Here is a 23,633-nt window from a genome sequence, read left to right as displayed (position 1 = left end):
TTTCACAACAGAATTAGATCAATCTAATTCTGTTTTTGATGGCATTATCCAAGCAACAACAAGTGCAATGATAAGCATAATGACTATATAGATAAAAAATCCATTTTCAAATCCTACTTCTTTAAACTTCAATGCCAACATTGGAGCAGTTCCTCCAAAAATTGTATTAGCAATTGCATATGACAATCCCGTACCTAATGCACGAATATGTATAGGAAAAAGTTCGGCTTTTAAGATACCAGCTACAGAGGTATATAGGCTAAGTATCGCTAAAAACAATGTGATGATAAAAAATCCCATCATTGCACTATTGATATGACCTAGTGCGACCATTAAGGGGTAGGTGCATATAATTCCTAAGATACAAAAAGCTCTCAATAGGTTTTTTCGTCCTACCTTATCCCCAATAGCCCCAAAAATAGGCTGAAAAATCACATAGCAAAACAAAGCACCTAGCATAATATAATTGGAAGTCTGAGAGGCTATTCCAGCAGTATTTATCATGAATGTTTTGGTGTAAACCGTGAAGGTATAAAAGCACAAAGAACCAGCAGCTGTAAAACCTAAAACCATCAAGAGTGATTTTTTGTATTTAAATAATTCTTTTAAAGAACCTCTATCTTTATGTGTTTTAATATTTTCAGTAGTATCGTGCATTTTTTTTCTAGCCAATAATGATAATAAAGCCAAAATTCCACCCACGACGAATAATATTCTCCAAGCGTATGAACCCAACTCTTGCTCTGTAAAGAAAGTCTCCATTATTACGGCTGAAAAAACTGCAAGAAGCTGTCCGCCGATGAGTGTTACATATTGAAAGGATGAATAAAATCCCCTGTTTCCCCTGCTTCCAAGCTCAGAGAGATAAGTTGCAGCAATTCCATATTCCCCTCCTACACTTAGCCCTTGAATCATTCTAGCAATGAGTAAAAAAATAATGGCAAAATCTCCTACTGTGTCCTTAGTGGGCAAAATAGCTATTAAAAAAGATCCTATTGCCATCAAAACAACCGAATAAACCATTGATTTTTTACGACCGATCTTATCTGCCAAAGATCCAAATAACCAGCTTCCAATAGGTCTCATCAAAAATCCAAGCGCAAATACAGCATAAGCACTAAAGAGTTCTACTGTGGGATTACCTGAAGAAGAAAAAAGATGAGCAAAATAATGAGCAGTAAAAGCATAGATATAAAAATCATACCATTCTACAAGATTCCCAGAAGAAGCGGCAATAATAGAGGTGATTTTTTGTTTTTTGGTGATAGTTTTTGATTCCATAAAGGCCTTTCGTTTGATTGAATTGTTTGTTTAGTGTGTGATTATCTCATAAAAATATTTGTGGGTGCGTAAAGTTGATATGACCTAGTATTTTTTTTGAGCAGAGTTTTTACTAGAGGTAACATTATTAGAATTTTGGGGTTTTGAAATCTCTAGTAATACTTGATAAGGCTCTGGAAGCAGAAAGATGATCTATATTTGAAGAAATATCAAGAGTAAAATTGAGTTTGAAATTTTCTTCTATTGATGCTTTTATCTTTTGGGATTTTTAAGAAAAGAAAAACAAACTCAAATATTTGGCTACATAAAATCCAATGAGTGAAAAAATATAAGCTACAACAGTAGTAAAAATAAACAGATAAAAAACAAACTTAATTCCTCCAGCTTCCTTTCCAAAGGATATTGTAGCTGCAAAACAAGGAATATAAAACATTATAAAAATAATAAATGCGATGGCTGTTGGCATACTAATATTTGCTTTTAGAGCATTTCTAAGTCCTTCTGAATCCTCTGCAGCAGAATCTCCTAATGAATAAAGTACTCCTAATGTTGAAACAATCATTTCTTTTGCTGCAAATCCAGTGATAATTGAAATTGAAAGTCTCCAATCAAAATTCATAGGTGCAAAAATGGGTTTGAGAGCTATCCCAATATACCCAGAGTAACTTTGTTGAAGAGATAGTTCTTCAAGCTCGTTTTTGAGTTCTTCAATATCTTTTGTTTTTGTTTCTTTGGAAATATTTTTATTATTTTGAACAGCTATGATTTTTTTCTCATAAGCTTGATGCAATTCTGGATTTTTTGGATAATGAGATGCAAACCATATAATCATTGATCCTAAAAAAATAAATGTAGCGGCCTTTTTGATATACATTAGCACCTTTGTGTAGATGCTAAACCAAATAATCCTCCAGCTAGGGAGCCTGTATTTTGGCATCTCCATCACAAAAGGTTCATTTTTTCCGCTAAAAACACTGAGTTTGAGAAATTTTGCCATCAGTAAAGCTACTAAAGCTCCCAATATATAGATTCCAAAAAGTGCCATTCCTGCATATTTGTCAGAAAAAAATGCCCCTACAAATAGCACATAAATAGGCAATCTTGCACTGCAACTCATAAAACCAATAACAAATAAGGTAATCAACCGCTCATTTTTGTTTTGTAGGGTTCGTGTGGCCATATATGCAGGAACAGAACAGCCAAACCCAGTTACAAGAGGAATAAAACTTTTGCCATGAAGTCCAAATTTATGAAAAATCCCATCAAGCAAAAAAGCAACGCGAGACATATATCCAGTAGATTCAAGCAAAGATATTCCAAAATATAAAATAATAATAAGTGGTAAAAAGGATAATACAGCACCCACGCCCCCGATGATACCATCTCCTATGAGTGAAGCAAAATCTTCATTTGTGATAAATGTTTTTGCCATCACTCCAAGCATATCAATACCGTTTTGTGCCCAATCCTGGAGTATTCCACCAATTAAAAAAGTCATATCAAATACAATAAACATTAAAATTAGAAAAATAGGTAATCCTAAATATTTATTAAGCATAATCGCATCGATTTTTTGAGTTTGATGGAGTGATTTATTTGGTCTAGAGAGAACTTCTTGTGCTGCTCCTCTACCAAATGATAGGGCGTCGGAAATGAAAATATTTTGGATATTGGATTCTTTGGAAAATTTGTATAGATTTTGAATGCAGTGTTCTAGTGTCTTTGAAATTTCTAGCCAACAGGCTTTATCGTGTAAATATGAGTAAATTTTTGTTTGTTGCGATAGGAGCATTATGGATATTTCTCGAAAAGAGATAGTTTCTGTGGTTTGATATGATTTGATAAAAGCTGATATTTCCGGATAAGATTTTTGATCTAAAAAATCTGATAGAACTTGAATTTGAGATTCTATAAAATCAGCATATATTCTTTTAGGAGGTATGAATTTATTTTCATAAAGTTCTACTATGGATTTTATTAGTAGTGAAATATTGAGATTTTTGTTTGCAGAGGTGGGAATACATTGTACGCCCAATATTTCTGAGAGGAGTTTATCATCAATTGAAATATTTTCTTTTTGTGCTTCATCCCACATATTTAGTGCAATGAGAGTTTTTCTATTTTTTTCCAAGACTTGAGCACTCAAAGCTAGATTTCGTTCCAAATTTGTAGAATCAACAACATTTAAGATGATGTCATAAGACTCTTTTTCTAGGAAGTCCTTAGTCACTTTTTCTTCCATTGTAAAATCATTGAGAGAATAAGTACCGGGTAGATCGATGATGGTGATTTTAGTATCGTTATAAAACAGCGAAGCTTCGGCTTTTTCTACAGTTACTCCTGTAAAATTTCCAACTTTAAGGTGAGCACCACTGATGCTATTGATTAGGGAACTTTTCCCTACATTTGGTTGTCCTACTAAGGCTACGATAATTTCTTGCATATTTCTCTCAAAATATTGATTTTTTAAATTATACATAAATAATATTAATTATTATTATAAAAATATTTTAAATCATATTTTTTAGAAATAAGAAGATTAAAAAGAAAGTCTAATTCCTCCATTTATCTGTGTTGTATTTGGAATATTGGTAGCATCTTTGTGAGTATTGAGAACATTTAATATCCCAAAAACATTGTTTGTAAAGCCTATTTCTGTAGAAAAATCAATTTCATTTTGTCTTGAAGATACACCATAAGAAGTGCTACCATAGGTAAGTGAAAATTTGAATTTTTGTACATTTGCACTGATGCTTCCATAGATTAGATTTGCATTAGGTTGTGTTTTTACAGCTCTACCGCCCCATACAAAAAATGGATCAATACTATCCCCCATAATTCCTAGATTTCCCCAACCTGAATCTTTGCTCGTATGAATATAGCCTCCAGCAATTTCAAAATATTTCATACCAAAAAAAATCTTTGCATTTATGGCTGAGGCATTGTGAACATAGCCACTATAGATGGGTTTGCCTTCAAAACTATAAGCATATCCAAGATTCCCTCCAATAAAAAAATCTGAAATATTAAAACGTCCATCAAGACTTGCCCCTAATGCAGTGAATATTTTTGGTGTGAAAAATGTATATGCTTTGATAGTGAATGTTTCTGTGATATAGTATTTAGCAGTCAGATTGAGTAATCCGAAATTAGAATATGGGTTGATTTTTTCAAATGAGGTCATCTGATAGTATGCTACTCGCCCATAATCATGTGCCCAAAACCCTTCAAGCATTAAATTTTCAATAGAACGGTTGCGTATCCAGATACCATCACTCATCGTGTTGATCCATTCATTTGGAATAGTGAATCTTCCGGCTTTGATATTTGTATCCCCGTCAAAATATTCAAAAAATGATTCAGCTAATGTGGCTTGATTTTGAATAAAAAAATCTTTTGAGGAATCTCCTTTTCCATAAGGGGTGATGATATTTTTATGCACATTCCAAAAAGATGTACCTGCTCTAAAGCCAATTGCAGCACGAATATATTTATAAAATCCAGATGTGTAGCTTAATCCGACGCTTCCTTGTAGATATCCAGTATTTCCTAGATAACTATATGTAGCAATATTATTTGGCGTTAAGATAGTGGCATCACCTTTGTTGAGACCTTGATAATCTCCATAAAAGATCACATCACCTTTAGAGACCCCATTTTTAAGTGCTTCATCAATACTATCATATGCCAAAATAGGACTGGATCCAAATATTAAAAGAGGTATTATTTTTATCAAGTTTTTCACTTTGGTCCTTTTTATATCCATAAATTATCCAACAATCTTGTTTGTCCTACTTTTGCAGCAATAAGTGCAATGCTTGAATCTTTTTGTATATGGGTGATGGAATTAAGATTGTAGTCGCAAATATCCAAATATTGTACATCTAAATTCGTAAGTTCTATTTTAGCCAACTCTATGAGTATAGAGGTTTTTGTTTCACCTTCTTTAATGGCTTTAGCAATTCTTGAAAGTCCAGCAGGAATTTTAAGCGCCTCTTTTCTCTGTAGATCGCTTAAGTAGATATTTCGGGAGCTCATTGCCAAACCATCAGGATCTCTTTGTGTGGGGCAGGGAATAATTTTAGTTGGCAAAAAAGTATCTTGCACTAGTCTTTTGACAATTAAGAGCTGTTGAGCATCTTTTTGCCCAAAATAGGCGTGATGAGGCAAACTCAAATGCAGAAGTTTTAGCACAATAGATAAAACTCCATCAAAATGACCTTCGCGGATAAATCCTTCATATATATACCCCATATTTTTTGGTGCTCTTAGTGTTATTTCATCATTTTTCAGATACATTTCATTTGCAGATGGGGCAAAAACTACAGCCACTCCACTTTCTTCACAAAGCTTGAAATCCTTGTCGATATTTCTGGGGTATTTACTGAAGTCTTCATTTTGACCAAATTGTGTTGGATTTACAAAAACAGACACAATCGTGTGTGAGTCTGTTTTTCGAGAATGTTCTATTAGGCTTTTATGTCCATTGTGTAGTGCCCCCATAGTGGGAACAAGCCCCACTATGGAATCATTAGGGAGAGAATTTCTATAATTGATGAGCTCTTTTGTAGTTTGTATCAGTAGAGTTTTCATTTTATTTTTTCCAAAATCCTTTCAACAACTTCTTTTGGGTTTGTAGCTTTGTAAATAGGTCTTCCTATGACAATAAAATCTGAAAGAGCTTCTTTTGCCCCATCTATATCGGCGACTCTTTTTTGATCATCATTGTTTTCTGAAAAAGGACGAATTCCAGGTGTTAGAGTCAAAAAGCTTGGATCGGTCGCTTTTTTAATATATTTGCTTTCATGCACTGAACAAACTGCTCCATCAAGATTGCATTCAAATGCCATTTTTGCTAAAGTTTGAATGTGATCATTTAATGGTGCATTGTAAATACTTTGAAACTCTTGAGAATCAAAACTGGTTAGGGCACTAACAGCAAATACAAGAGGAGGTTTTGAGGTCGCACCAAGTCTTTCCATAACAGCCATCATCGCATTTTTTCCACTACTTGCATGTAAGGTCATCATATCAATATTTAGTTTGGCACATTCAAGTGCTGCATCTGCCATTGTATTAGGAATATCATAGAGTTTTAGATCCAAGAAAATTTTAAAGCCCAAATCGATTTTTTTGATCTCTTCTATGAAGTCTCTTCCATCTCTGATATAAGATCTCAAGCCTACTTTTACCCAAATTGGAAATCCTTTTAAGGACTTTAGAAGGTCTATATTTTGTGATTTTTCTTCAAGATCTAAAGCAACACATAACTGCATTTATTTCCTTCTTTTTTGATAAAAGATATATCCCAAAGCGACAACAAAAACAGATACAAGTGTAATCAAAATAATTTTGTTTAGATGTGATTTAATATCTAGTTCATAATTGTCCAGCGAGGCAGATGTGAAAGCCTGAACAATCATTTCTGTGTTCATATCACTGCCTAACCACATCCCTACATAATATCCAAAACAGGCTAAAATAGCTACCCATATTCCAGCACCTATTCCTGTATAGATGCAAAACTTCACAAGATTCATTTTTGAGAGACCAGCAGGTAATGATATGTATTGCCTCACTACTGGAATTAGCCTTCCTAAAAATGTACTGATTTCTCCGTGTTTTTTAAAAAACATTTCCATTTTTTGCATTGAATTTTCGTTAAAGAAAAAATATTTTCCATATTTGATGATAAAATCCCTACCAAATCTAAATGCTAGGTAATAATTAAATAAGCTTCCTGCAATGCTGCCTAATATTCCCATCAAAATAGCAACATAGATATTCATATCACCTTTATAAGCTAAAAATCCCGCTGGAATCATTACAACTTCAGAAGGAAAAGGAAAAAAGCTTGATTCTAAAAACATCATCAAAAAAACGCCTAGATACCCTAGATTTCCGACAGATTGAACAATAAAATCAATAATCTGTGACAAAATATCCTCCAAAAGGTTTTGAAATATTGATTTGATATTATATGCTATTAGTTTGGTATAATTCAAGACTTTAGTTTTTTAAATACAGAAGGTGGGAATGAGAGAGTTATTTGAAGGTGCTTTGAAATTTCAAGAAGATGATTATAGCAAATATAAAGACTTATATGAAAGTCTAAAAAAACATCAAGAACCGCACACTTTGTTTATCACCTGTGTGGATTCTAGGGTTGTCCCAAGTATAATTACAAATGCCTTGCCCGGAGATTTGTTTGTGGTCAGAAATATGGGTAATATTATTCCTCCTTACCGAGAAAATGACAATATGATGCGTGCGGGTTATCTTGCAACAACTGCCTCTATTGAATACGCACTTAATATATTGGAAATTAAAAACATTATTATCTGTGGGCATAGTAATTGCGGTGCTTGTAGTGCTGCTTATGCTTCAGAAGAAAAACTCCAAAATGCTCCTTATGTAAAAAAATGGATCGAACTCCTTGATCCTGTTAAAAAAAAGGTGAAAGCTCTCTGCCCATCTACTAAAGCAAAAGAGCTTTGGCTTACTGAACAGATTAACATCGAGCATCAGTTAGAAAATCTTATGACTTATCCATTTGTAGAGGAACGTTTTGATAGAGGAGAGATAAATATTTATGGGTGGTATTACATCATAGAAACAGGAGAAATTTTCAATTACAATATGATTACACGCGAATTCAAACCTATCAATAAGGAAAAGAAACAATGAAAAAAATGATACTTTTAAGTGGTCCTTGTGTGATAGAAAGCTATGAGAATCTTCGCGTCATAGCTTTAGGTCTAAAGGCATTAAATCAAAATCCAAGAATAGATTTTTATTTTAAAGCAAGTTTTGATAAAGCCAATCGTACGAGCCTTGATAGCTATAGGGGACCTGGACTTGAAGCCGGAATGGAAATGCTTGGTGAAATTAAAAAAGAGTTTGGTTATAAAATCATTACAGATATCCACGAAAGCTATCAGGCAAAAACCATTGCTAAGGTAGCTGATGTGATCCAGATTCCTGCATTTTTATGTAGGCAAACAGATTTGATTGTGGAAGTAGCAAAAACAGATAGTATTATTAATATTAAAAAAGGACAGTTTATGAATCCTGCAGATATGAGGTATTCTGTTCTTAAAGCTATCAAAACAAGAGGTGGTGATAAGGCGGAATATTCTCAATCTGAAAAATACAATGTTTGGTTGTGTGAGAGAGGTAGTAGTTTTGGATATGGCAATTTAGTAGTAGATATGAGAAGTCTTGTGATTATGAGAGAGTTTGCTCCTGTGATTTTTGATGCTACACATAGTGTTCAAATGCCCGGTGCAGGAGGAGGTAAAAGTGGAGGAGATAGCTCTTTTGTGCCTTACTTGGCAAAGGCTGCAGCGGCAGTAGGAGTGGATGGGTTTTTTATGGAAACACATCCAGATCCTAAGAATGCTTTAAGTGATGGACCAAATATGGTTTCTTTAGATTTGTTGCCAGATTTAGTAGGAAAAATTTTAGATATACAAGGAGTTTTGAAATGAACATTATCGAAGGAAATATAGCTCTTAAGGGCGATGAAAAAATCGCTATTGTTGCAAGCAGATTTAATCATATTATTACAGATAGGCTTATAGAGGGTGCAAAAGATAGTTTTTTAAGACATAATGGAAATGATAAAAAGCTTGATTTGATCTTGGTTCCAGGTGCCTATGAATTGCCTTTTGCATTGGATAGAATTCTCTGTGCTGGTAAATATGATGGAGTTTGTGTATTAGGAGCAATCATAAGAGGAGGAACACCTCATTTTGATTATGTAAGTGCAGAAGCTACCAAAGGGATAGCTAATACGACTTTGAAATACACAACTCCTGTGAGTTTTGGGGTATTAACTACAGACAATATTGAACAAGCGATTGAAAGGGCTGGAAGCAAGGCTGGGAACAAGGGTTTTGAATCAATGAATGCACTCATAGAACTTATCAATCTTTATAAACATCTAGGCTAAAAATGGCGACAAGAACTCAGGCTAGAGAGAGTGTAGCAGGGCTTTTGTATGCTTATGATAGTGGCAATGTTAATATTAGAAATTTTGCACAAAGCATATTGGAAGAAAAAAAAATAAAAAATAAGCAACAGGATTTTGCTCTAGCTCTTTTTGATGGTGTTTTAGCAAATATTGCTGAACTTGATATTCTTATCAAATCCCATCTAAAAGACTGGGATTTTGAAAGACTTGGAGGAATGGAGAGGGCGATTTTGAGATTAGGGGCGTATGAGATTAGATTCACTCCCACAGATTCCCCTGTTGTAATCAATGAAGCTGTTGAGCTTGGAAAAATGTATGGAGGAGATAATGCTCCAAAATTTATCAATGGAGTTTTGGATTCTTTATGCAAGATTGATAAAAGAGATATTCATAAAAAAGAATCAGAGTGAGATTTTTTTGATCTTACATCCAATCAAGAAGTTTTGTAACTTCTGTTACTTCATAGCATTTTATTTTTGATTGGGTGCTTGGTTTTTTGGGAAGGATGGCTTTAGTAAAACCATAACTTTCCATTTCTTTGAGTCTTGCATCTATATTGCTGATTTCGCGTATATCGCCAGTGAGGCTTACTTCTCCCATAAAAGCTGTCGTATTGTTTAAGGGGCGATTCTTAAAGCTTGAAACAACACTAGCAATAAGTGCCACATCTGCACTTGTTTCGTTGATCTTGATTCCACCTGTAACATTTATAAAAACATCGTAATGATTGAGGGGGATATCTAATTTTTTTTCCAAAAGAGCCAAAAGCATATTCAAACGGTTGCTATCAAAACCAGTAGCAGAGCGTTTAGGAACAGCAAAGCTACTTTCACTCACTAGAGCTTGTATTTCAAGTACAATTGCCCTAGAACCTTCCAAGACCACAGTTATTGCACTTCCAGCAGAAGCTTTTTTTTGTGAAAAGAATAATTTTGAAGCATTTTTTGCACTCACTAATCCTTCGGCTTTCATCTCAAAAATGCCAATCTCGCTAGTAGTTCCAAACCGATTTTTAAATCCTCGAAGCATACGTAATTCTCTACTAGGATCTCCTTCAAAATACAAGACAGTATCAACCATATGTTCTAGTACTCTAGGACCGGCTATAGAACCTTCTTTTGTAATATGCCCAATGATAAAAATCGCTATATTGTATTGTTTTGCTAATCGCATCAGTTCAAATGTGATTTCTCTAACTTGTGAAATTGATCCAGGTGCAGAAGTGATTTGAGGAGAATAAATAGTTTGGATAGAATCAATAACACATACAGGATATTCTTTGGTAGCTAGATTGGATTTGATGGAGTTTAGATCAATTTCATTGAGCAAAAAAAGATCTTTTTCTATGCAGCCAAGTCTTTGCGCTCGAAGTTTGATTTGACCCGCACTTTCTTCCCCACTTACATACAATACTTTTTTTCCATTTTTAGCGAGTCCTCCTGCCACTTTTAGTAATAATGTTGATTTTCCAACACCAGGACTTCCCCCGACGAGATAAAGCCCACCTGGAACAATTCCGCCACCTAAGACAATATCAAGTTCTTCTTGTGAGGAAGAAAATTTCACAACATTTTCATATTCTATTGAAGTGATAGAAGTAGCAGAGGCATTTGAAAGGATGGTATTTGTTTCTTTGAGGGTTTGAATTTGTGAAGCACTTAGCTCAATCATGCTTTCCCAAGCTCCGCAGTTTGTGCATTTACCCATCCATTTCGTGCTTTGAAATCCACAATGCTGACATTCAAAAAGATTTAAAGATTTTTTTGCCATATTTTACTCAAAAATAGATTCTAAGATACTCTGAATATAAGCTTTTTCATCAAAGGGAATTAAATCATCTTCTTTTTCTCCCATTCCCAAAAACATAATAGGCAGTTTAAGTTCATATAAAATACTTAAAATTGCCCCACCCTTGCTTGTTCCATCTAGTTTTGTAATGATAACTCCATCAACTTGAAGTGTTTCATGAAATATTTTTGCTTGAGAGAGAGCAGAACTTCCCTGTGTTCCATCCAAAATCAATATTTTTCTAAAATCTTTTTCACCCAGAGCTTTGGCACAAGTACGAGAAATTTTTATAAGCTCATTTTTGAGATTGGTTTGATTGTGTAGTCTTCCTGCGGTATCAATAATGACATTATCCATATCCCTTGCTATTGCAGCTTGAATGCTATCATATGCTAATGCACTTGGATCAGCTCCATTTTGTGCACTGATAATACCAACACCAATTTTTTCGCTCCAGAGTTTGAGTTGCTCACTAGCGGCGGCTCTAAATGTATCCCCCGCACCTAAAAGAACTTTTTTACCTTTGGATTTATACATTTTTGCTAATTTTGCAATAGTAGTTGTTTTTCCTGCTCCATTTACTCCGATAATCAGCTCTACAAGAGGTTTTGTTTTTATGGGTTTTAATGTTGCTTTATCATAATAGCTTTCTCCCCTAAAAAACCTATCTAGAGCAACCTCAAGTTGGTTTTTACTGATGGTTTCAGGGAGATGTTCTAGCATAGAATCTACGATATCATATTGTATATCCGCTTCTATAAGAATATTTTCAAGTTCATCTTTTGATATGTTCTTAGTTTTTTTTCCCATTATTGATGAGATATTTTGGGCTGTTTTTTTGAAAATATTTAACATTTTGACTGCTTATTCTTAATGTTTTTTTGACAAAGTATCAATATCATAAGCAAACATTTCTTCAGGAATCATTCCGGTATATGTTTGATATTTTTTTCCGTGCTTATCATAAAGAACAAAAAATGGAATCTTTGAGGATGTGTCTGTTTGTTGTGCTTGAGTTTCATCTGTAGGATTTACTTTTTCATCAGATTCGTTTATTTTTTTAAAAAAATCATCTAAAAGATTTTTGCTGTCAGTTGGATTTAATATGGGGAAATGAATATGATTTGTTTGAATATATTGATCAATTTCGGTGTTAGGGTATTTTTGAGTTAGTATTCCTATTATATAGGCCTTAGGAAATGTTTGTGTTAGGTGATTGAGACCAAGAATGTAGTCTTTAGAATTCTCAGAGCTTAGATCTAAAAACATTATTAAAGTCGTTTTTTCTATATCCTGAGGCTTTGGTGTATCGCTAAAGATATCAAAAGTATTGAAATCAGTTTGTATCTTGATAGGTTGTCCTTCCTGATCGGTAAATCTGTAAGTAGTTTGATTTTTGTGTGCATTGTCTGTACAGGCTATAAAAAATAATACGATTAGTAAAGAGTAAAAATATTTCATCTGCATCCCTTTTAGGTTTATAAAAATTACAATGATGTATTATACATAAGAGAAATTAAAGGAGCGATGATAAAAGCTGATTTTCGTAATTTTTGTAAAAAACATTTGATGAGCTTGTCTAAGAAATCTAATTTCGAGGATAAAAAAACTGTTGCAATGCTTAAAAGAGAAATTTTACATCTAAAGAGCAAAAATATATTGTTGTATTGTCCAATGGAAATAGAGGTTAATATTTATCCCTTGATTTATTGGCTTAAAAAACAAAGAGGGGTTAGGATTTTTATCCCATATATAGAAGGGGTTAGTTTTAAAATGATACCATTTCGACTGCCATTAGTAAAAAACAAATATAGTATCTTTGAATCTAAAAAATCTTTATTTTATTTAACTAAAATAGATACAGCAATAGTCCCTTGTATAGGGATTGATAGAGATTTTAAGCGAATAGGTTTTGGAAAGGGAATGTATGATAGGTTTTTTGCAAATCTCCGTTTTCGTCCAAACATTATTTTTGTCAGTAGAAAAGTAATATATTCTAAGCAAAAAATTACAGATAAATACGACATTGATGCTGATATTGTTCTTAGCAACGGTTGTAAATTAAAAAGAGGAATCAATGACAGAATACTTAGTGATAGGTTTTATAATATTTGGTCTGATTGTCGGTATTAGCGTTTTCTTTCTTGCTAAAAAAATATTTACTTCAGATGCTAATGCCATCATCGGTCAAGCTAAAGCTAAGGCTCAAGCTATTGAATATGAAGCACAGAATTTACTCAAAAATGAGCAATTCAAAATTAAAGAAATAGAACTTGAACTGCATAAAAAACACAAGGAAGAAACATCAAGAGTTATCAGAGAGTATGAACATAAACTTTCATCTATTCAAGCCAAAGAAGATAAGATGAGTCAAAAAATTGAGCGTGAGATGAAGTTTATTGAAGAAGAAAAGCAAAAGATTTCGGATTTAAAAAATAAACTTTTAACCGAGCAAGAGTCTCAGAATAAATTACACAAACAATACAAAGAAGCCAAAGAAAAAGCACTCAATACTCTTGTTGAATATACTGGATACACAAAAGAAGAGGCAAAGTCGTTATTGTTAAAATACCTAGAAGATGATCTGATCATGCAAAAGTCAAATATGATTCGTCGCTATGAACATCAAGCTAGAGAAGAAGCAATGAAAAAAGCAAATTATATTATCGCTCAAGCCACCACCCGTTTTGCTGGTGAATTTGCCAATGAAAGGCTCATTAATGTGGTCAATCTTCCTAATGATGAACTCAAAGGTAGGATTATTGGAAAAGAGGGTAGAAATATTAAAACTCTTGAAAATATTAGTGGGGTAGATGTTATTATTGATGATACGCCTGGAACAATTATTTTAAGTAGTTTTAATCTCTATAGACGTGCGATCGCCACAAAAACCGTAGAATTATTAGTTGAAGATGGGAGGATCCAGCCTTCTAGAATTGAAGAAGTTTATGCAAAGGTCAGTTCTGAAATGGAAGATCAGATTTTGCAAGATGGAGAGAATATCATCTTAGATATGGGATTGGGCTATATGCATCCTGAGCTCAAAAAACTTATTGGAAAAATGAAATACCGAGCAAGTTTTGGACAGAACGCTTTAGGGCATTCTATTGAAGTTGCTAATCTTGCAGGAGTTATTGCTGGTGAGCTTGGAGGAGATGAAAAACTTGCTAGAAGAGCAGGGTTGTTGCACGATATTGGAAAGGCACTCACTCAAGAGTGCGGAGGTAATCATGTTGCTTTGGGCGTTGAAGTTTGCAAACGTTATAAGGAGCATCCGGTGGTTATGAACGCTATTATGTCACATCATGGAGATGAGGAAATTGCGAGTATTGAAGCAGCCGCAGTTTGCACTGCTGATGCTCTATCTGCTGGACGTCCAGGTGCCAGAAGAGAAGTGCTAGAGAGTTTTTTGAAGCGAATGCAAGATTTAGAACGTATTGCTATGGATAAAATAGGTGTCAAACAGGCCTATGCAGTGAATTCTGGGAAAGAAATTAGAGTGATTGTTCGTGCAGATTTGCTTGATGATGCTCAAAGTGTAATACTTGCTAGAGATATTGCACAAGAAGTAGAGAGTACTTTGCAATATCCTGGAGAAATAAAAGTTAATGTCATTAGAGAGAGTCGTGCAGTTGAGTTTGCGAAATAAGTTCTAGAGCTTTTTGAAGATCATTAGGAGTATCAATCCCAATACTTTTACTCTGTACTATTTTTATTAAAATAGATTTTTTGTGATAGATTGCACGAAGCTGTTCTAGTTTTTCTATGTCTTCTAGAGGACTTTTTGGAAGTTGGCAAAACTCTTGCAATGTTTGTGAATAAAAGCCATAGATTCCTAGATGACCATAATAAGGATTGGTTTGAAGCAGTGGATTTTCTATTCCATCACGACTATATGGAATAGGAAGTCGTGAAAAATAGATAGCTTCTTTATGGACATTCAAAATCACTTTTACCAAATTAGTATCAGAAATTTCGGATTTATCGATGATTTTTGCACAAGTTGCCATAAAGGAAGCTTCTTTCATAGAATCTATAAGAGAGGATATAACCTTTCTTTCCAAAAATGGCTCATCAGCTTGAACATTAATAATAATCTCATCATCTTTGAGTTTTAGTATTCTACACACTTCCGCACATCTGTCTGTTCCGCTTGTGTGCATGGGGTTTGTAAGAAGAGCTTTGAAATGATATTTTTTGCATATTTCAAGTACTTCACTATCATCACAAGCGATGACAACTTCATCGACCTTTTGTGCATTTTCAGCGGTTTTTATAAGCATAGGAGTACCACAAATGTCAGTTAATATTTTTTTTGGAAATCTGCTTGAATGCAATCTTGCTGGGATGATGATCATTTTATATCCTTATTTGTTAAGTTTTTTGATAAAAGCTTAACACAAATCAGGATTAAAAATATCATAAAGATTATATATGACGTAATTGAGGGAATTTTTTGTCCTAATAGATAGTGTATGCTACTTAAAAGACCTACAAGATAAGAAAGTGAAGAGATCAAATAGAAATATCTTGAGAAAAAAAATGAAAAAAATCCAAGTATAAATAACCCTATCAATGCCCAAAATCCAAAAAATAAATAAACTCGTAACAAAATCTCTGATAGTGTATTTTTAACATTTCCATCTTGTTCAAAAATAACATATGCTAGGAAGTGTAAAATCGCATAAAATAACCCATGTAAACCGGCTATCTTTCTTAAAATTTTGAAATTTTTATTTATAAAAGATGCTTTTAGAAATCTGGAAAAACTAGAGAACAATAAAGAAATTAAGATAAAATAAATGCTCCAGTCCCCTAAAAAATGCAAAATTCTCTTGGTGGGCTCTGCACCGTAGTTTTGTAATAGGACATTGTAGGCTAGATAGCTCAGTGGAAAAATCCCTACACATAATCCTAATAAAAAAATAAAATATTTCAAAATATATCCTTATGGTGTTTTGATTGACTAATTTTATATAAAATCTATGTCATTAAGTCTTTAAAAAGGAAATTGAATGAATAAAATAGTAGGTACTTTGGTTCTGATGACTTTCGGATTAAGTGTTTTAAGTGCAGATGTCTCTGATAATATCGTAAAAATACTTCAAGATCAAACAGGGAAGAAAATATCTGTTTTAAAAATAGAATCACTCAAGGGCAGCCCTGATTTTAAGATAGCTGTTATTAAGGATATGGAAACTAAATATGAAATTCCAATTTTTGTGAGCAAAGATGGAAAAACAATGATCGGGTTAAGCAATGTATTTTTTAGCGATAATAAAAATGATGCTATGCTTGTAGATGAAGTGTATAAAAAAACTCAAGAGCACAATATTCAACAACAAAATAGTGCCAAACTTGACGCATTATTTGATTCTATACCTAGCGATTATGTGATTTCTATTCCTTCAACAACTAAAGGTAACCAAAAAATCACATACATTGTATCAGATCCGATGTGTCCACACTGTCAGCAAGAGCTCAAAGGTATTGATTCTCGTCTAAAAGATACCAATATTAAGATGGTCGTTGTTGGATTTTTGGGTAAGGAATCAGGCATAAAATCAGCTCTGGTATTAGAAAAAATCAAAGCAGCTAAAACTCCTAGTGAAAAAATAGCTATTCTCAATGAGATTTATAATCCCTCATATAAAGCTAATGGAGCAAAAGATACTGAAATCAAAAAAGTAGAAAATATTACTAAGAAAATTTCTGATTCGGGTATTATCAAGTATGTTCCTTATATTTATGAATACCAAAAATAAAGTTTTTAAAAATCTCATAGAGAGGCACAAATGAAACATTTTAGAAAAATATCAGATTATGCAGTGATTGGGGGATTGAGTGCTTTGGTCGCGGTTTCTTTAGCAGCTTGTGGAAGTGATGCAGGGCATTCTGGAGATAAAAACTCTGCAAATGTTTCAAACACCTTACAAAAAGGAGCTTTTGTTATTCTGGAAGAACAAAAAGACGGAAGTTACAAGGTTGCCGAAGAGTATCCAAGTGAAAAAACCCATGTTGTTGTACGTGATATAAATGGAAATGAACGAGTACTTTCTCAAGAAGAGATTGATAAGCTTATCAAACAAGAGGAAAGTAGAATTGACAATGGTACAAGCAATCTTACTAATCCAAATTCAAGCGGTGGGCTTGGGCTTGGAGGTGCTTTGTTGGCGAGTGCAGCTGGTGCAATTTTGGGAAGTTATATAGGAAATAAACTTTTTAATAACCCTGCTTACAAGCAAAATCAGCAGCGAAATTACAAGTCTCCTCAAGCTTATGAAAGAAGTCAAAATAGTTTTAAAAACACATCTGCAACAAGAGCTAGTTCAACCCCTAGTAATGCAAAAAGTGGTTTTTTTGGGAATAATTCAAATACATCTAGCACTCGAAGTACGGGTTCTTTTGGTTCATAAGGTATAGAATGAAAATAACACCTCTAAAAGCCCTTGATAATTCTACTCTTGAAGAGATTGGACTTGCTTGGCACACAGATACAGATAACACTTCTTATATAGAAAACGAAATGATTGAGCTTACACAAAAAGAAGCAGACAATTATTATGATGCCTGTAATGAGCTCTATGATATGTATGTAGAGGCAGGGGAATGGGCTATTGAAAAAGATTTATTTTTTGATTTGGATATTCCTCCTGTACTGATTCCTATGATAAAACAAAGCTGGGAAGAAGATGTGCATTGGCACTTGTATGGTCGTTTTGATTTAAGTGGTGGGCTTGATGGGAAGCCAATCAAGCTTCTTGAGTTTAATGCCGATACTCCGACAATGCTTTATGAAACTGCAGTTATCCAGTGGGCATTACTTAAATTTAATGGCTATGACTCTGCTTCTCAGTTTAATAATCTCTATGAGGCTATTGGAGAAAATTTCAAGAGAATGATCACCTTAGGAGAAGATACGAGCAGTTTTTCAGAAATATACGAGGGTTGGAAAATATTGTTTTCCTCGATCAGGGGAAATATTGAAGAAGAAAGAACAACAAAATTTCTTCAGGAAATTGCCAAAAGCGTAGGTTTTGAAACAGAATTTTGTTATATTGATGAGGTAAAATTTAGCGAGGAAGATGGAGTATTTGCAGATAGTGTAAATTATGAGTTTCTTTTCAAATTATTGCCTTGGGAAAATATCGCTATTGATGAACCAGAACTTGCACTTATAATGCGTTCAATGATGGAGAATAAAAATGCTATATTTTTGAATCCTGCTTATACGCTAATGTTTCAGAGTAAGAGATTTTTAAAGTTATTATGGGATTTATTTCCAAATCATCCTCTACTTTTAGAAACAAGTTTTGAGCCACTTAGAGGAAAAAAACAAGTTAAAAAAAGTGCTTTTGGCAGAGAGGGTGCAAATATTGAAATATTTGATGCTTCTTTTAAAACTATCGCGTCTAATGAAGGTATATATGGAAATCACAAAAGTGTTTATCAAGAGTTTTATGAACTTAATCAAGAAGGGGAATTTTATTATCAACCCAATGTTTTTTATGCTTATGAGTCTTGTGGATTAGGCTTTAGAAAAGGTGGAATGATTTTAGATAATTACTCAAAATTTGTGAGTCATATTATTAAATAGACTAAAAATTTCGACTTCACAAAAAATTCATTTTCACTTATTAGAATTCTCATAAAAAATTTAAGGATCTAAATGAAATTAAAAAAGTTCTCTCGTCAATTCCATATTTATGTGAGCGTATTTTTATTGCCGATGGCGTTGCTTTTTGCTATTACAGGCATTGTATATATCTTAGGTGTAAATCAAGATTTTGGGGCGACAAAACAAAAATGGGTTATTGAAGAAACAATCCCTCAAGAAAAGCAATTTGATTATTTGATTGATTTTATGCGAAAAAATAATATTTCTTTTCCACAAAATATTGAACCAAAACAATACAGAGGAACATTGATGATAGGTAGTGCGAAATATGCCGTTACTATCAATTCTCAAGAAGGTAAAACGATTATTCAATCTATTAAAAGAAGTTTTTTGGGCAATATGATTATGCTACATAAGGCAAAAGCAAAATGGTATTTTGATATTTTGAGTATAGCTTTTGGACTTGCTTTGGTGTTATTTTATGTGAGTGGGGTTATTATGACAGCATTTTGTAAGAACAATAGAAAGGAAATTTTGATCTCGCTTGTATTAGGATTTATTGTAACTGCTATACTCGCCTATATTAGCCTTTGAGTTTGTATCTATTGATACAAACTTTCCATATTCTTCATATAATCTTAATATATTATAATTATCATTATCATTTTTAAATAAAATAATTCAATAAGGTGATATGAATGATGAATTTTATAAAAAAATCTTTGTGGCTTTTGCCATTAGGGTTATTTGCTCAAGAAGAAAGTCAAACTTATACTTTAAATAAATCTGTAGTTTCTGCCTCGGGATTTGCTCAAGAACTCAAAGAAGCTCCTGCTTCTATTTCAGTGGTTACCAAAGAGCAGTTAGAAGATAGACCTTTTAGAGATCTTGCAGAAGCAATTTCAAATGTTCCGGGTGTGAGTATTGATACCAAAACAGCTCAAACAGGTGGATATGCTATTTCTATCCGCGGTATGCCAACGAGCTACACGCTTATTTTAGTAGATGGGAAGAGACAAAATGTTACCACAAGCGTTTTTCCTAATGGCCTAGATGATGGTGTTTTTACTTCTTTTATGCCGCCATTAGCAGCTATAGAGAGAATTGAAGTCATCAAAGGTCCTATGAGCACCTTGTATGGGAGTGATGCAATTGGTGGAGTGGTAAATATTATTACAAAGAGAAATTTCGATAAGTGGTCATCTAGCTTCACTGTTGAAACAACGCTTGAAGAAGAAAAATTATTTGGAAATCTATATAGCGGAAGTTTCTATACTTCAGGCCCCATAGATAGTGGAAAAAAATGGGGACTTGCAATAAGGGGTTCTGAAAAATACCGTGCATTTGTACCATCTTCAGATCTCAATATTGTTCCTGATGGAAAAGGTGGAGATAAAACTATTGGTAGAAGTAAGGTAGTGGGACTTACAGAATCTAATATATATAATGTTGGTGGAAGAATTTCTTATTCCCCTAGCGAAGAAAATTATTTTTATATTGATTATCAAAACTCCGAACAATGGATAAACAATGTACAAAAAATCTTTAATCCTAGATCTCCTGATAATCTTAGATATTACCAGAATAATGCGATTATTGCACATATAGGGAGTTATTCTTTTGGAAAAACTGATACTTCTTTGCAATATATATCTGCAAGCAATCCAGATACACCCATAGGCAATGAATCTCTTCCAAAAAATGCACCCGCTGATGTAAAAGCACTCGCAGGTAAAAGCAGAGGACTTAGAGGTGATGATGTGATTTTAGATGGCAAATTGGTTTCTCCTTTTGGGAAAAGATGGTATGCCAACAAGCTTACTGTAGGTTATCGATATTGGTTTACTAGCCTGAGGGATAAAATGGCGTTTGAAAATCCTTTTATGTATCATCATAATGCAGCAATATTTGCCGAAGATGAGTGGAGTTTTACAGATTTTTTATTTCTAACATTAGGGATAAGAGAAGATTATAACTCTGCTTTTGGTTTTCACACCTCTCCTAGAGGTTATCTTGTCTATAATGTTTTTGATTGGCTGACTTTAAAAGGAGGGGTATCTACAGGATATAAGACCCCCACGGTTTCTCAGCTTATACACGGGGTAAATGGCGTTACCGGAGGAGGAACAAGCACTGCTTATGGAAATCCTGACCTTCAGCCTGAAAGCTCGATCAATTATGAACTTTCCATCCTTTCTGAGACGGATTGGACAGATTTGGGAGTTACAGGATTTTTTACTGATTTTAGGAACAAAATTACAAGCACCAAAGTTTCTACAGGATTGGATTTACCTGCTAGAATCGGAGGGAATTGCACAGGAACTGAAAGCTGTTCTTATAATATCAATACTGATGCTGCCATCACTTATGGAGCAGAAGTGTTTTTTGCTATCAAGCCGATCAATATTGTGTATGGAGATGTTAGTTTGAATGTGAATTATACTTTTACAAAATCAAAAATCACCAAAGGAAGTGCTAAGGGAACCCCTTTAACTTTCACGCCAGAGCATAGCTTAAATGGAGCGATTAATTATAATATTTGGAAACTTGGATTCTATATTCGAGGAGAATTTAAGGGCAAACAATTTAAATATATCACTTCTGAAAACATATTATCGCAACTAAGAGCAAAAGATCCAAATTACAACCCTTATTATAAAGATTTTGGTTTATTGCATATAGGAGGTCATTATAATATTACCAACTCTATACGTTTGCACGCAGGAATTTATAATCTTCTCAACCATAATTTTGTAGATTTTGAAAAACAATTTGTAGCTGGTAGGGGAGGAAAAATATCAGAATCCTATGAAAACAATTATCAATTCATCAGAGAGGGAAGAAGATATTTTATCAGCTTGAATATGGATTTTTAGATGTTTGGTTTATTAGAATTTAAGATTTATTTTTAGATTCTATCATTCCCGCTTCATATAGAAAGATAGAGGGCTCATAATCAATATTTTTTATGGCATCTTTTTTTGCGTAAGAGAGAAATAGATTTTCTTTTGCTCTTGTGGTGGCAACATAAAAAAGTCTCCTCTCTTCTTCAATGCTTCCACCTTTTGACATCAGTTTGCGATTAGGAAATCTTCCATCCATCAAGTCAATTATATATACATCTCTGAATTCAAGTCCCTTACTAGCGTGTATGCTAAGTAAATTCACACCACTCCCCTCACTAGCTTCTCCTGACCCTAGTATCATCGCGTTCAAAAAACGTCCAATGTCTTCATAATGCTTGGCTAGATCGGCAAGTAAAATCAACTTACGCATGATTTTTTCCATTGCTTCCCTTCTTCTATTTTCATCAAAGCTTCCATCTTTGTTTTTGCTTCTATCTTTGCATAAAATCTCGGCAATAGATTTAAAAAAATCAGAATCAGCAATATTTTTAATCAAAGAGTAAGGAGAGGTGATTTTATGTGTTTGGACATAGAGAGCAAAAAATTTACCCAAAAATACAGCCCCATCTTTTGTAAGTTTCGGATGCGAGAGGAGCGGATGAGAGGCAAAATCTTGTGGAAGAAAATCATCAAAACGGGCACTTGATTGCAGTGCAAAAAAATCATCAAATAATCCTAGTTGAGTATTTTTTACTCTCAAGGCATAAGGTTTAATCGATTTATTAGGTAATAGAAGTCCTTTTTTTGCATTTCCTTCGCCTAGATTGTTTAAAGCATCATAGATGTCTTTTGCGATAGAATTACCAATACCGCTTCCATAGCTAAGTGTATGGATGTGTGCCATCATATCTTTTGGATTATATAGTAAGGAGCAAATATCAAGAGCAAGAGAGATTTCTTTGGTATCAAAAAAACTAATTCCTCCTTTGCGTTTCGAAGGGATTCCCATCTCTCGCAATGAAGCTTCGCAACCATCCGCACTAGAGTTGTTTCTAAAAATAATAGCAATGTCTTCAAAATTATAATTACTTGTAGCGATTCTTTTTGCAATACCTTGATATTGTAAAAAAAGCTCATCAAAACTTAAGAGTTTTGGCAGAGAGTAGTTTCCAGTTTTGACCACTTCAAGGCTTTTTTCATAAATGCGTTCATTTTTTTGGATAACTCGGTTTGCAAGATCAAGTATATAATGAGATGATCGGTAGTTTTTTTTGAGCGTAAAGACCTTTGCATTTGGATATTTTTGTGTAAAATTGCTGATAATGCTGATATCTGCACCATTGAAGGCATAGATACTTTGATCGTAATCCCCTACGCAAAATAGACTTTTTGCATTAATAGCATTAATGAGTGAATCTTGAAGAGGATTTGTATCTTGGTATTCATCACAGAGTATTTCAGCATAAGGACTAGGTATTTTTTCCATCTCTTCTTTGTACATTATAAGTAAATCATTATAATCTGCATAGCCGTATTCTTTTTTGAGATTTGCAAATTCATCAAAAATATCTTCATAGATAGGTAGATAGATACTCTGATCAGGAGATTTTTCACCCAGCCATTCTTGAAAAGTCTGCTTTTTTTGCGAGTTTAGATATAAAGAATGGATGTCATAGAGGTATTGTGGTGAATATGGATTTGTACTGCTTCTATCTGTATAAATACGACGTTCAGCGATACTTTTAAAAAGCGTTTTTAATTCCCTTGGCTGTTTTAGAGAGATTTTGAAATGTTCTTTTAGGTAGCGATATGCTACTGCGTGAAATGTGCCTGATTCTATTTGTTTTGCTGTTTTTTCACCAAACATTTTGGAAACTCGCTCAATCATTTCGTTACTTGCTTTGTTGGTAAAAGTGAGCAGAAGAATTTCTTTTGGAGAGATGCCATTATTTAACAAATGGGCAATTCTACCTACAATAGTAGATGTTTTTCCTGTTCCAGCAGAAGCGATGATGAGATTATAACCGCTAGGAGCGGTTGCGGCAGAGTTTTGCTCAGCATTTAGATTGAGATCTTTCATATATAAATACTCAAGTATAAGGATTTAGATTTTGTTGATATTAAA

The 23,633-nt window shown here is 33.7% G+C and carries 23 protein-coding genes; 11 read left to right on the top strand and 12 right to left on the bottom strand.

Annotation, left to right across the window (positions count from 1 at the left end):
- Positions 1 to 18: 18 nt before the first annotated feature.
- The 6 genes from Q5I06_RS02905 to Q5I06_RS02880 all read right to left on the bottom strand — a co-directional run bounded on the left by Q5I06_RS02905 (position 19) and on the right by Q5I06_RS02880 (position 7,223).
- Positions 19 to 1,281: an MFS transporter gene (locus Q5I06_RS02905; protein ID WP_305516984.1), complete on the bottom strand. Its 1,263-nt coding sequence runs from the start codon at positions 1,279 to 1,281 to the stop codon at positions 19 to 21.
- Positions 1,282 to 1,549: 268 nt separating this feature from the next.
- On the bottom strand, positions 1,550 to 3,724 hold the full coding sequence (feoB, locus tag Q5I06_RS02900; RefSeq protein ID WP_305516985.1) for a ferrous iron transport protein B: 2,175 nt from the start codon (positions 3,722 to 3,724) through the stop codon (positions 1,550 to 1,552).
- Between the two features lie 96 nt (positions 3,725 to 3,820).
- Positions 3,821 to 5,026: an Opr family porin gene (locus tag Q5I06_RS02895; protein ID WP_305516986.1), complete on the bottom strand. Its 1,206-nt coding sequence runs from the start codon at positions 5,024 to 5,026 to the stop codon at positions 3,821 to 3,823.
- 11 nt (positions 5,027 to 5,037) lie between these two features.
- Complete coding sequence (gene panC, locus Q5I06_RS02890) at positions 5,038 to 5,874, bottom strand: pantoate--beta-alanine ligase (RefSeq protein ID WP_305516987.1); 837 nt, start codon at positions 5,872 to 5,874, stop codon at positions 5,038 to 5,040.
- Entirely contained in the window at positions 5,871 to 6,557 is a 687-nt protein-coding gene (gene pyrF / locus Q5I06_RS02885; RefSeq protein WP_305516988.1) for an orotidine-5'-phosphate decarboxylase, read from the bottom strand. Before pyrF ends, panC begins: the two co-directional genes overlap by 4 nt.
- Positions 6,558 to 7,223 (bottom strand): DedA family protein, encoded by a 666-nt coding sequence (locus tag Q5I06_RS02880; RefSeq protein WP_305517016.1) that lies wholly within the window; start codon positions 7,221 to 7,223, stop codon positions 6,558 to 6,560.
- A 94-nt stretch (positions 7,224 to 7,317) separates the two neighbouring features.
- On the opposite strand from Q5I06_RS02880, the gene Q5I06_RS02875 reads away from it, so the two are divergent.
- From Q5I06_RS02875 to nusB, 4 genes are read left to right on the top strand one after another with little or no spacing between them, the layout of a single operon-like run.
- Positions 7,318 to 7,968 carry a carbonic anhydrase gene (locus Q5I06_RS02875; protein WP_305516989.1) on the top strand — a complete coding sequence of 217 codons (651 nt, stop codon included), beginning with the start codon at positions 7,318 to 7,320 and terminating at the stop codon, positions 7,966 to 7,968.
- Positions 7,969 to 7,973: 5 nt separating this feature from the next.
- Positions 7,974 to 8,771 (top strand): 3-deoxy-8-phosphooctulonate synthase, encoded by a 798-nt coding sequence (gene kdsA / locus Q5I06_RS02870; RefSeq protein ID WP_370690926.1) that lies wholly within the window; start codon positions 7,974 to 7,976, stop codon positions 8,769 to 8,771.
- Positions 8,768 to 9,235: a 6,7-dimethyl-8-ribityllumazine synthase gene (gene ribH / locus Q5I06_RS02865; RefSeq protein ID WP_305516991.1), complete on the top strand. Its 468-nt coding sequence runs from the start codon at positions 8,768 to 8,770 to the stop codon at positions 9,233 to 9,235. Before kdsA ends, ribH begins: the two co-directional genes overlap by 4 nt.
- 2 nt (positions 9,236 to 9,237) lie before the next feature.
- Complete coding sequence (gene nusB, locus Q5I06_RS02860) at positions 9,238 to 9,666, top strand: transcription antitermination factor NusB (protein ID WP_305516992.1); 429 nt, start codon at positions 9,238 to 9,240, stop codon at positions 9,664 to 9,666.
- Between the two features lie 13 nt (positions 9,667 to 9,679).
- Here nusB and radA read toward each other — a convergent pair whose 3' ends face one another.
- From radA to Q5I06_RS02845, 3 genes are read right to left on the bottom strand one after another with little or no spacing between them, the layout of a single operon-like run.
- Entirely contained in the window at positions 9,680 to 11,026 is a 1,347-nt protein-coding gene (gene radA / locus Q5I06_RS02855; protein ID WP_305516993.1) for a DNA repair protein RadA, read from the bottom strand.
- A 3-nt stretch (positions 11,027 to 11,029) separates the two neighbouring features.
- Positions 11,030 to 11,899, bottom strand: coding sequence for a signal recognition particle-docking protein FtsY (ftsY, locus tag Q5I06_RS02850; RefSeq protein ID WP_305516994.1), 870 nt, complete (start codon positions 11,897 to 11,899; stop codon positions 11,030 to 11,032).
- A gap of 15 nt (positions 11,900 to 11,914) precedes the next feature.
- Positions 11,915 to 12,505 carry a hypothetical protein gene (locus Q5I06_RS02845; RefSeq protein WP_305516995.1) on the bottom strand — a complete coding sequence of 197 codons (591 nt, stop codon included), beginning with the start codon at positions 12,503 to 12,505 and terminating at the stop codon, positions 11,915 to 11,917.
- 66 nt (positions 12,506 to 12,571) lie between these two features.
- Between Q5I06_RS02845 and Q5I06_RS02840 the strand changes: the two genes are divergently transcribed.
- Together Q5I06_RS02840 and rny are read left to right on the top strand one after the other, a co-directional pair.
- Entirely contained in the window at positions 12,572 to 13,177 is a 606-nt protein-coding gene (locus Q5I06_RS02840; RefSeq protein ID WP_305516996.1) for a 5-formyltetrahydrofolate cyclo-ligase, read from the top strand.
- Positions 13,122 to 14,693 carry a ribonuclease Y gene (gene rny / locus Q5I06_RS02835; RefSeq protein WP_305516997.1) on the top strand — a complete coding sequence of 524 codons (1,572 nt, stop codon included), beginning with the start codon at positions 13,122 to 13,124 and terminating at the stop codon, positions 14,691 to 14,693. Before Q5I06_RS02840 ends, rny begins: the two co-directional genes overlap by 56 nt.
- Here rny and kdsB read toward each other — a convergent pair.
- Both kdsB and Q5I06_RS08720 read right to left on the bottom strand, forming a co-directional pair.
- Positions 14,659 to 15,402, bottom strand: coding sequence for a 3-deoxy-manno-octulosonate cytidylyltransferase (gene kdsB, locus Q5I06_RS02830; RefSeq protein WP_305516999.1), 744 nt, complete (start codon positions 15,400 to 15,402; stop codon positions 14,659 to 14,661). The genes rny and kdsB overlap by 35 nt on opposite strands.
- On the bottom strand, positions 15,399 to 15,872 hold the full coding sequence (locus tag Q5I06_RS08720) for a ferric reductase-like transmembrane domain-containing protein (protein WP_370692171.1): 474 nt from the start codon (positions 15,870 to 15,872) through the stop codon (positions 15,399 to 15,401). Before Q5I06_RS08720 ends, kdsB begins: the two co-directional genes overlap by 4 nt.
- 187 nt (positions 15,873 to 16,059) lie before the next feature.
- Here Q5I06_RS08720 and Q5I06_RS02825 point away from each other — a divergent pair, with 187 nt between their 5' ends.
- From Q5I06_RS02825 to Q5I06_RS02805, 5 genes are all read left to right on the top strand, one after another.
- Positions 16,060 to 16,809: a DsbA family protein gene (locus Q5I06_RS02825; protein WP_305517000.1), complete on the top strand. Its 750-nt coding sequence runs from the start codon at positions 16,060 to 16,062 to the stop codon at positions 16,807 to 16,809.
- A 30-nt stretch (positions 16,810 to 16,839) separates the two neighbouring features.
- Positions 16,840 to 17,460: a UPF0323 family lipoprotein gene (locus Q5I06_RS02820; RefSeq protein ID WP_305517001.1), complete on the top strand. Its 621-nt coding sequence runs from the start codon at positions 16,840 to 16,842 to the stop codon at positions 17,458 to 17,460.
- 8 nt (positions 17,461 to 17,468) lie between these two features.
- A complete protein-coding gene (locus tag Q5I06_RS02815; protein ID WP_305517002.1) occupies positions 17,469 to 18,641 on the top strand; it encodes a glutathionylspermidine synthase family protein in 1,173 nt (390 codons plus the stop codon).
- Positions 18,642 to 18,713: 72 nt separating this feature from the next.
- On the top strand, positions 18,714 to 19,256 hold the full coding sequence (locus Q5I06_RS02810; RefSeq protein ID WP_305517003.1) for a PepSY domain-containing protein: 543 nt from the start codon (positions 18,714 to 18,716) through the stop codon (positions 19,254 to 19,256).
- 104 nt (positions 19,257 to 19,360) lie between these two features.
- Entirely contained in the window at positions 19,361 to 21,538 is a 2,178-nt protein-coding gene (locus Q5I06_RS02805) for a TonB-dependent receptor domain-containing protein (protein ID WP_305517005.1), read from the top strand.
- 19 nt (positions 21,539 to 21,557) lie between these two features.
- Here the strand turns inward: Q5I06_RS02805 and Q5I06_RS02800 are convergent, their stop codons facing one another.
- Positions 21,558 to 23,588 (bottom strand): ATP-dependent helicase, encoded by a 2,031-nt coding sequence (locus Q5I06_RS02800; RefSeq protein ID WP_305517006.1) that lies wholly within the window; start codon positions 23,586 to 23,588, stop codon positions 21,558 to 21,560.
- Positions 23,589 to 23,633: the final 45 nt, after the last annotated feature.

Source organism: Helicobacter cappadocius, from assembly GCF_030688855.1.
GTDB classification, from domain to species: domain Bacteria; phylum Campylobacterota; class Campylobacteria; order Campylobacterales; family Helicobacteraceae; genus Helicobacter_J; species Helicobacter_J cappadocius.
Note: the sequence above shows the minus strand (reverse complement) of the source record. Positions and strands in the feature narration are given on the sequence as shown.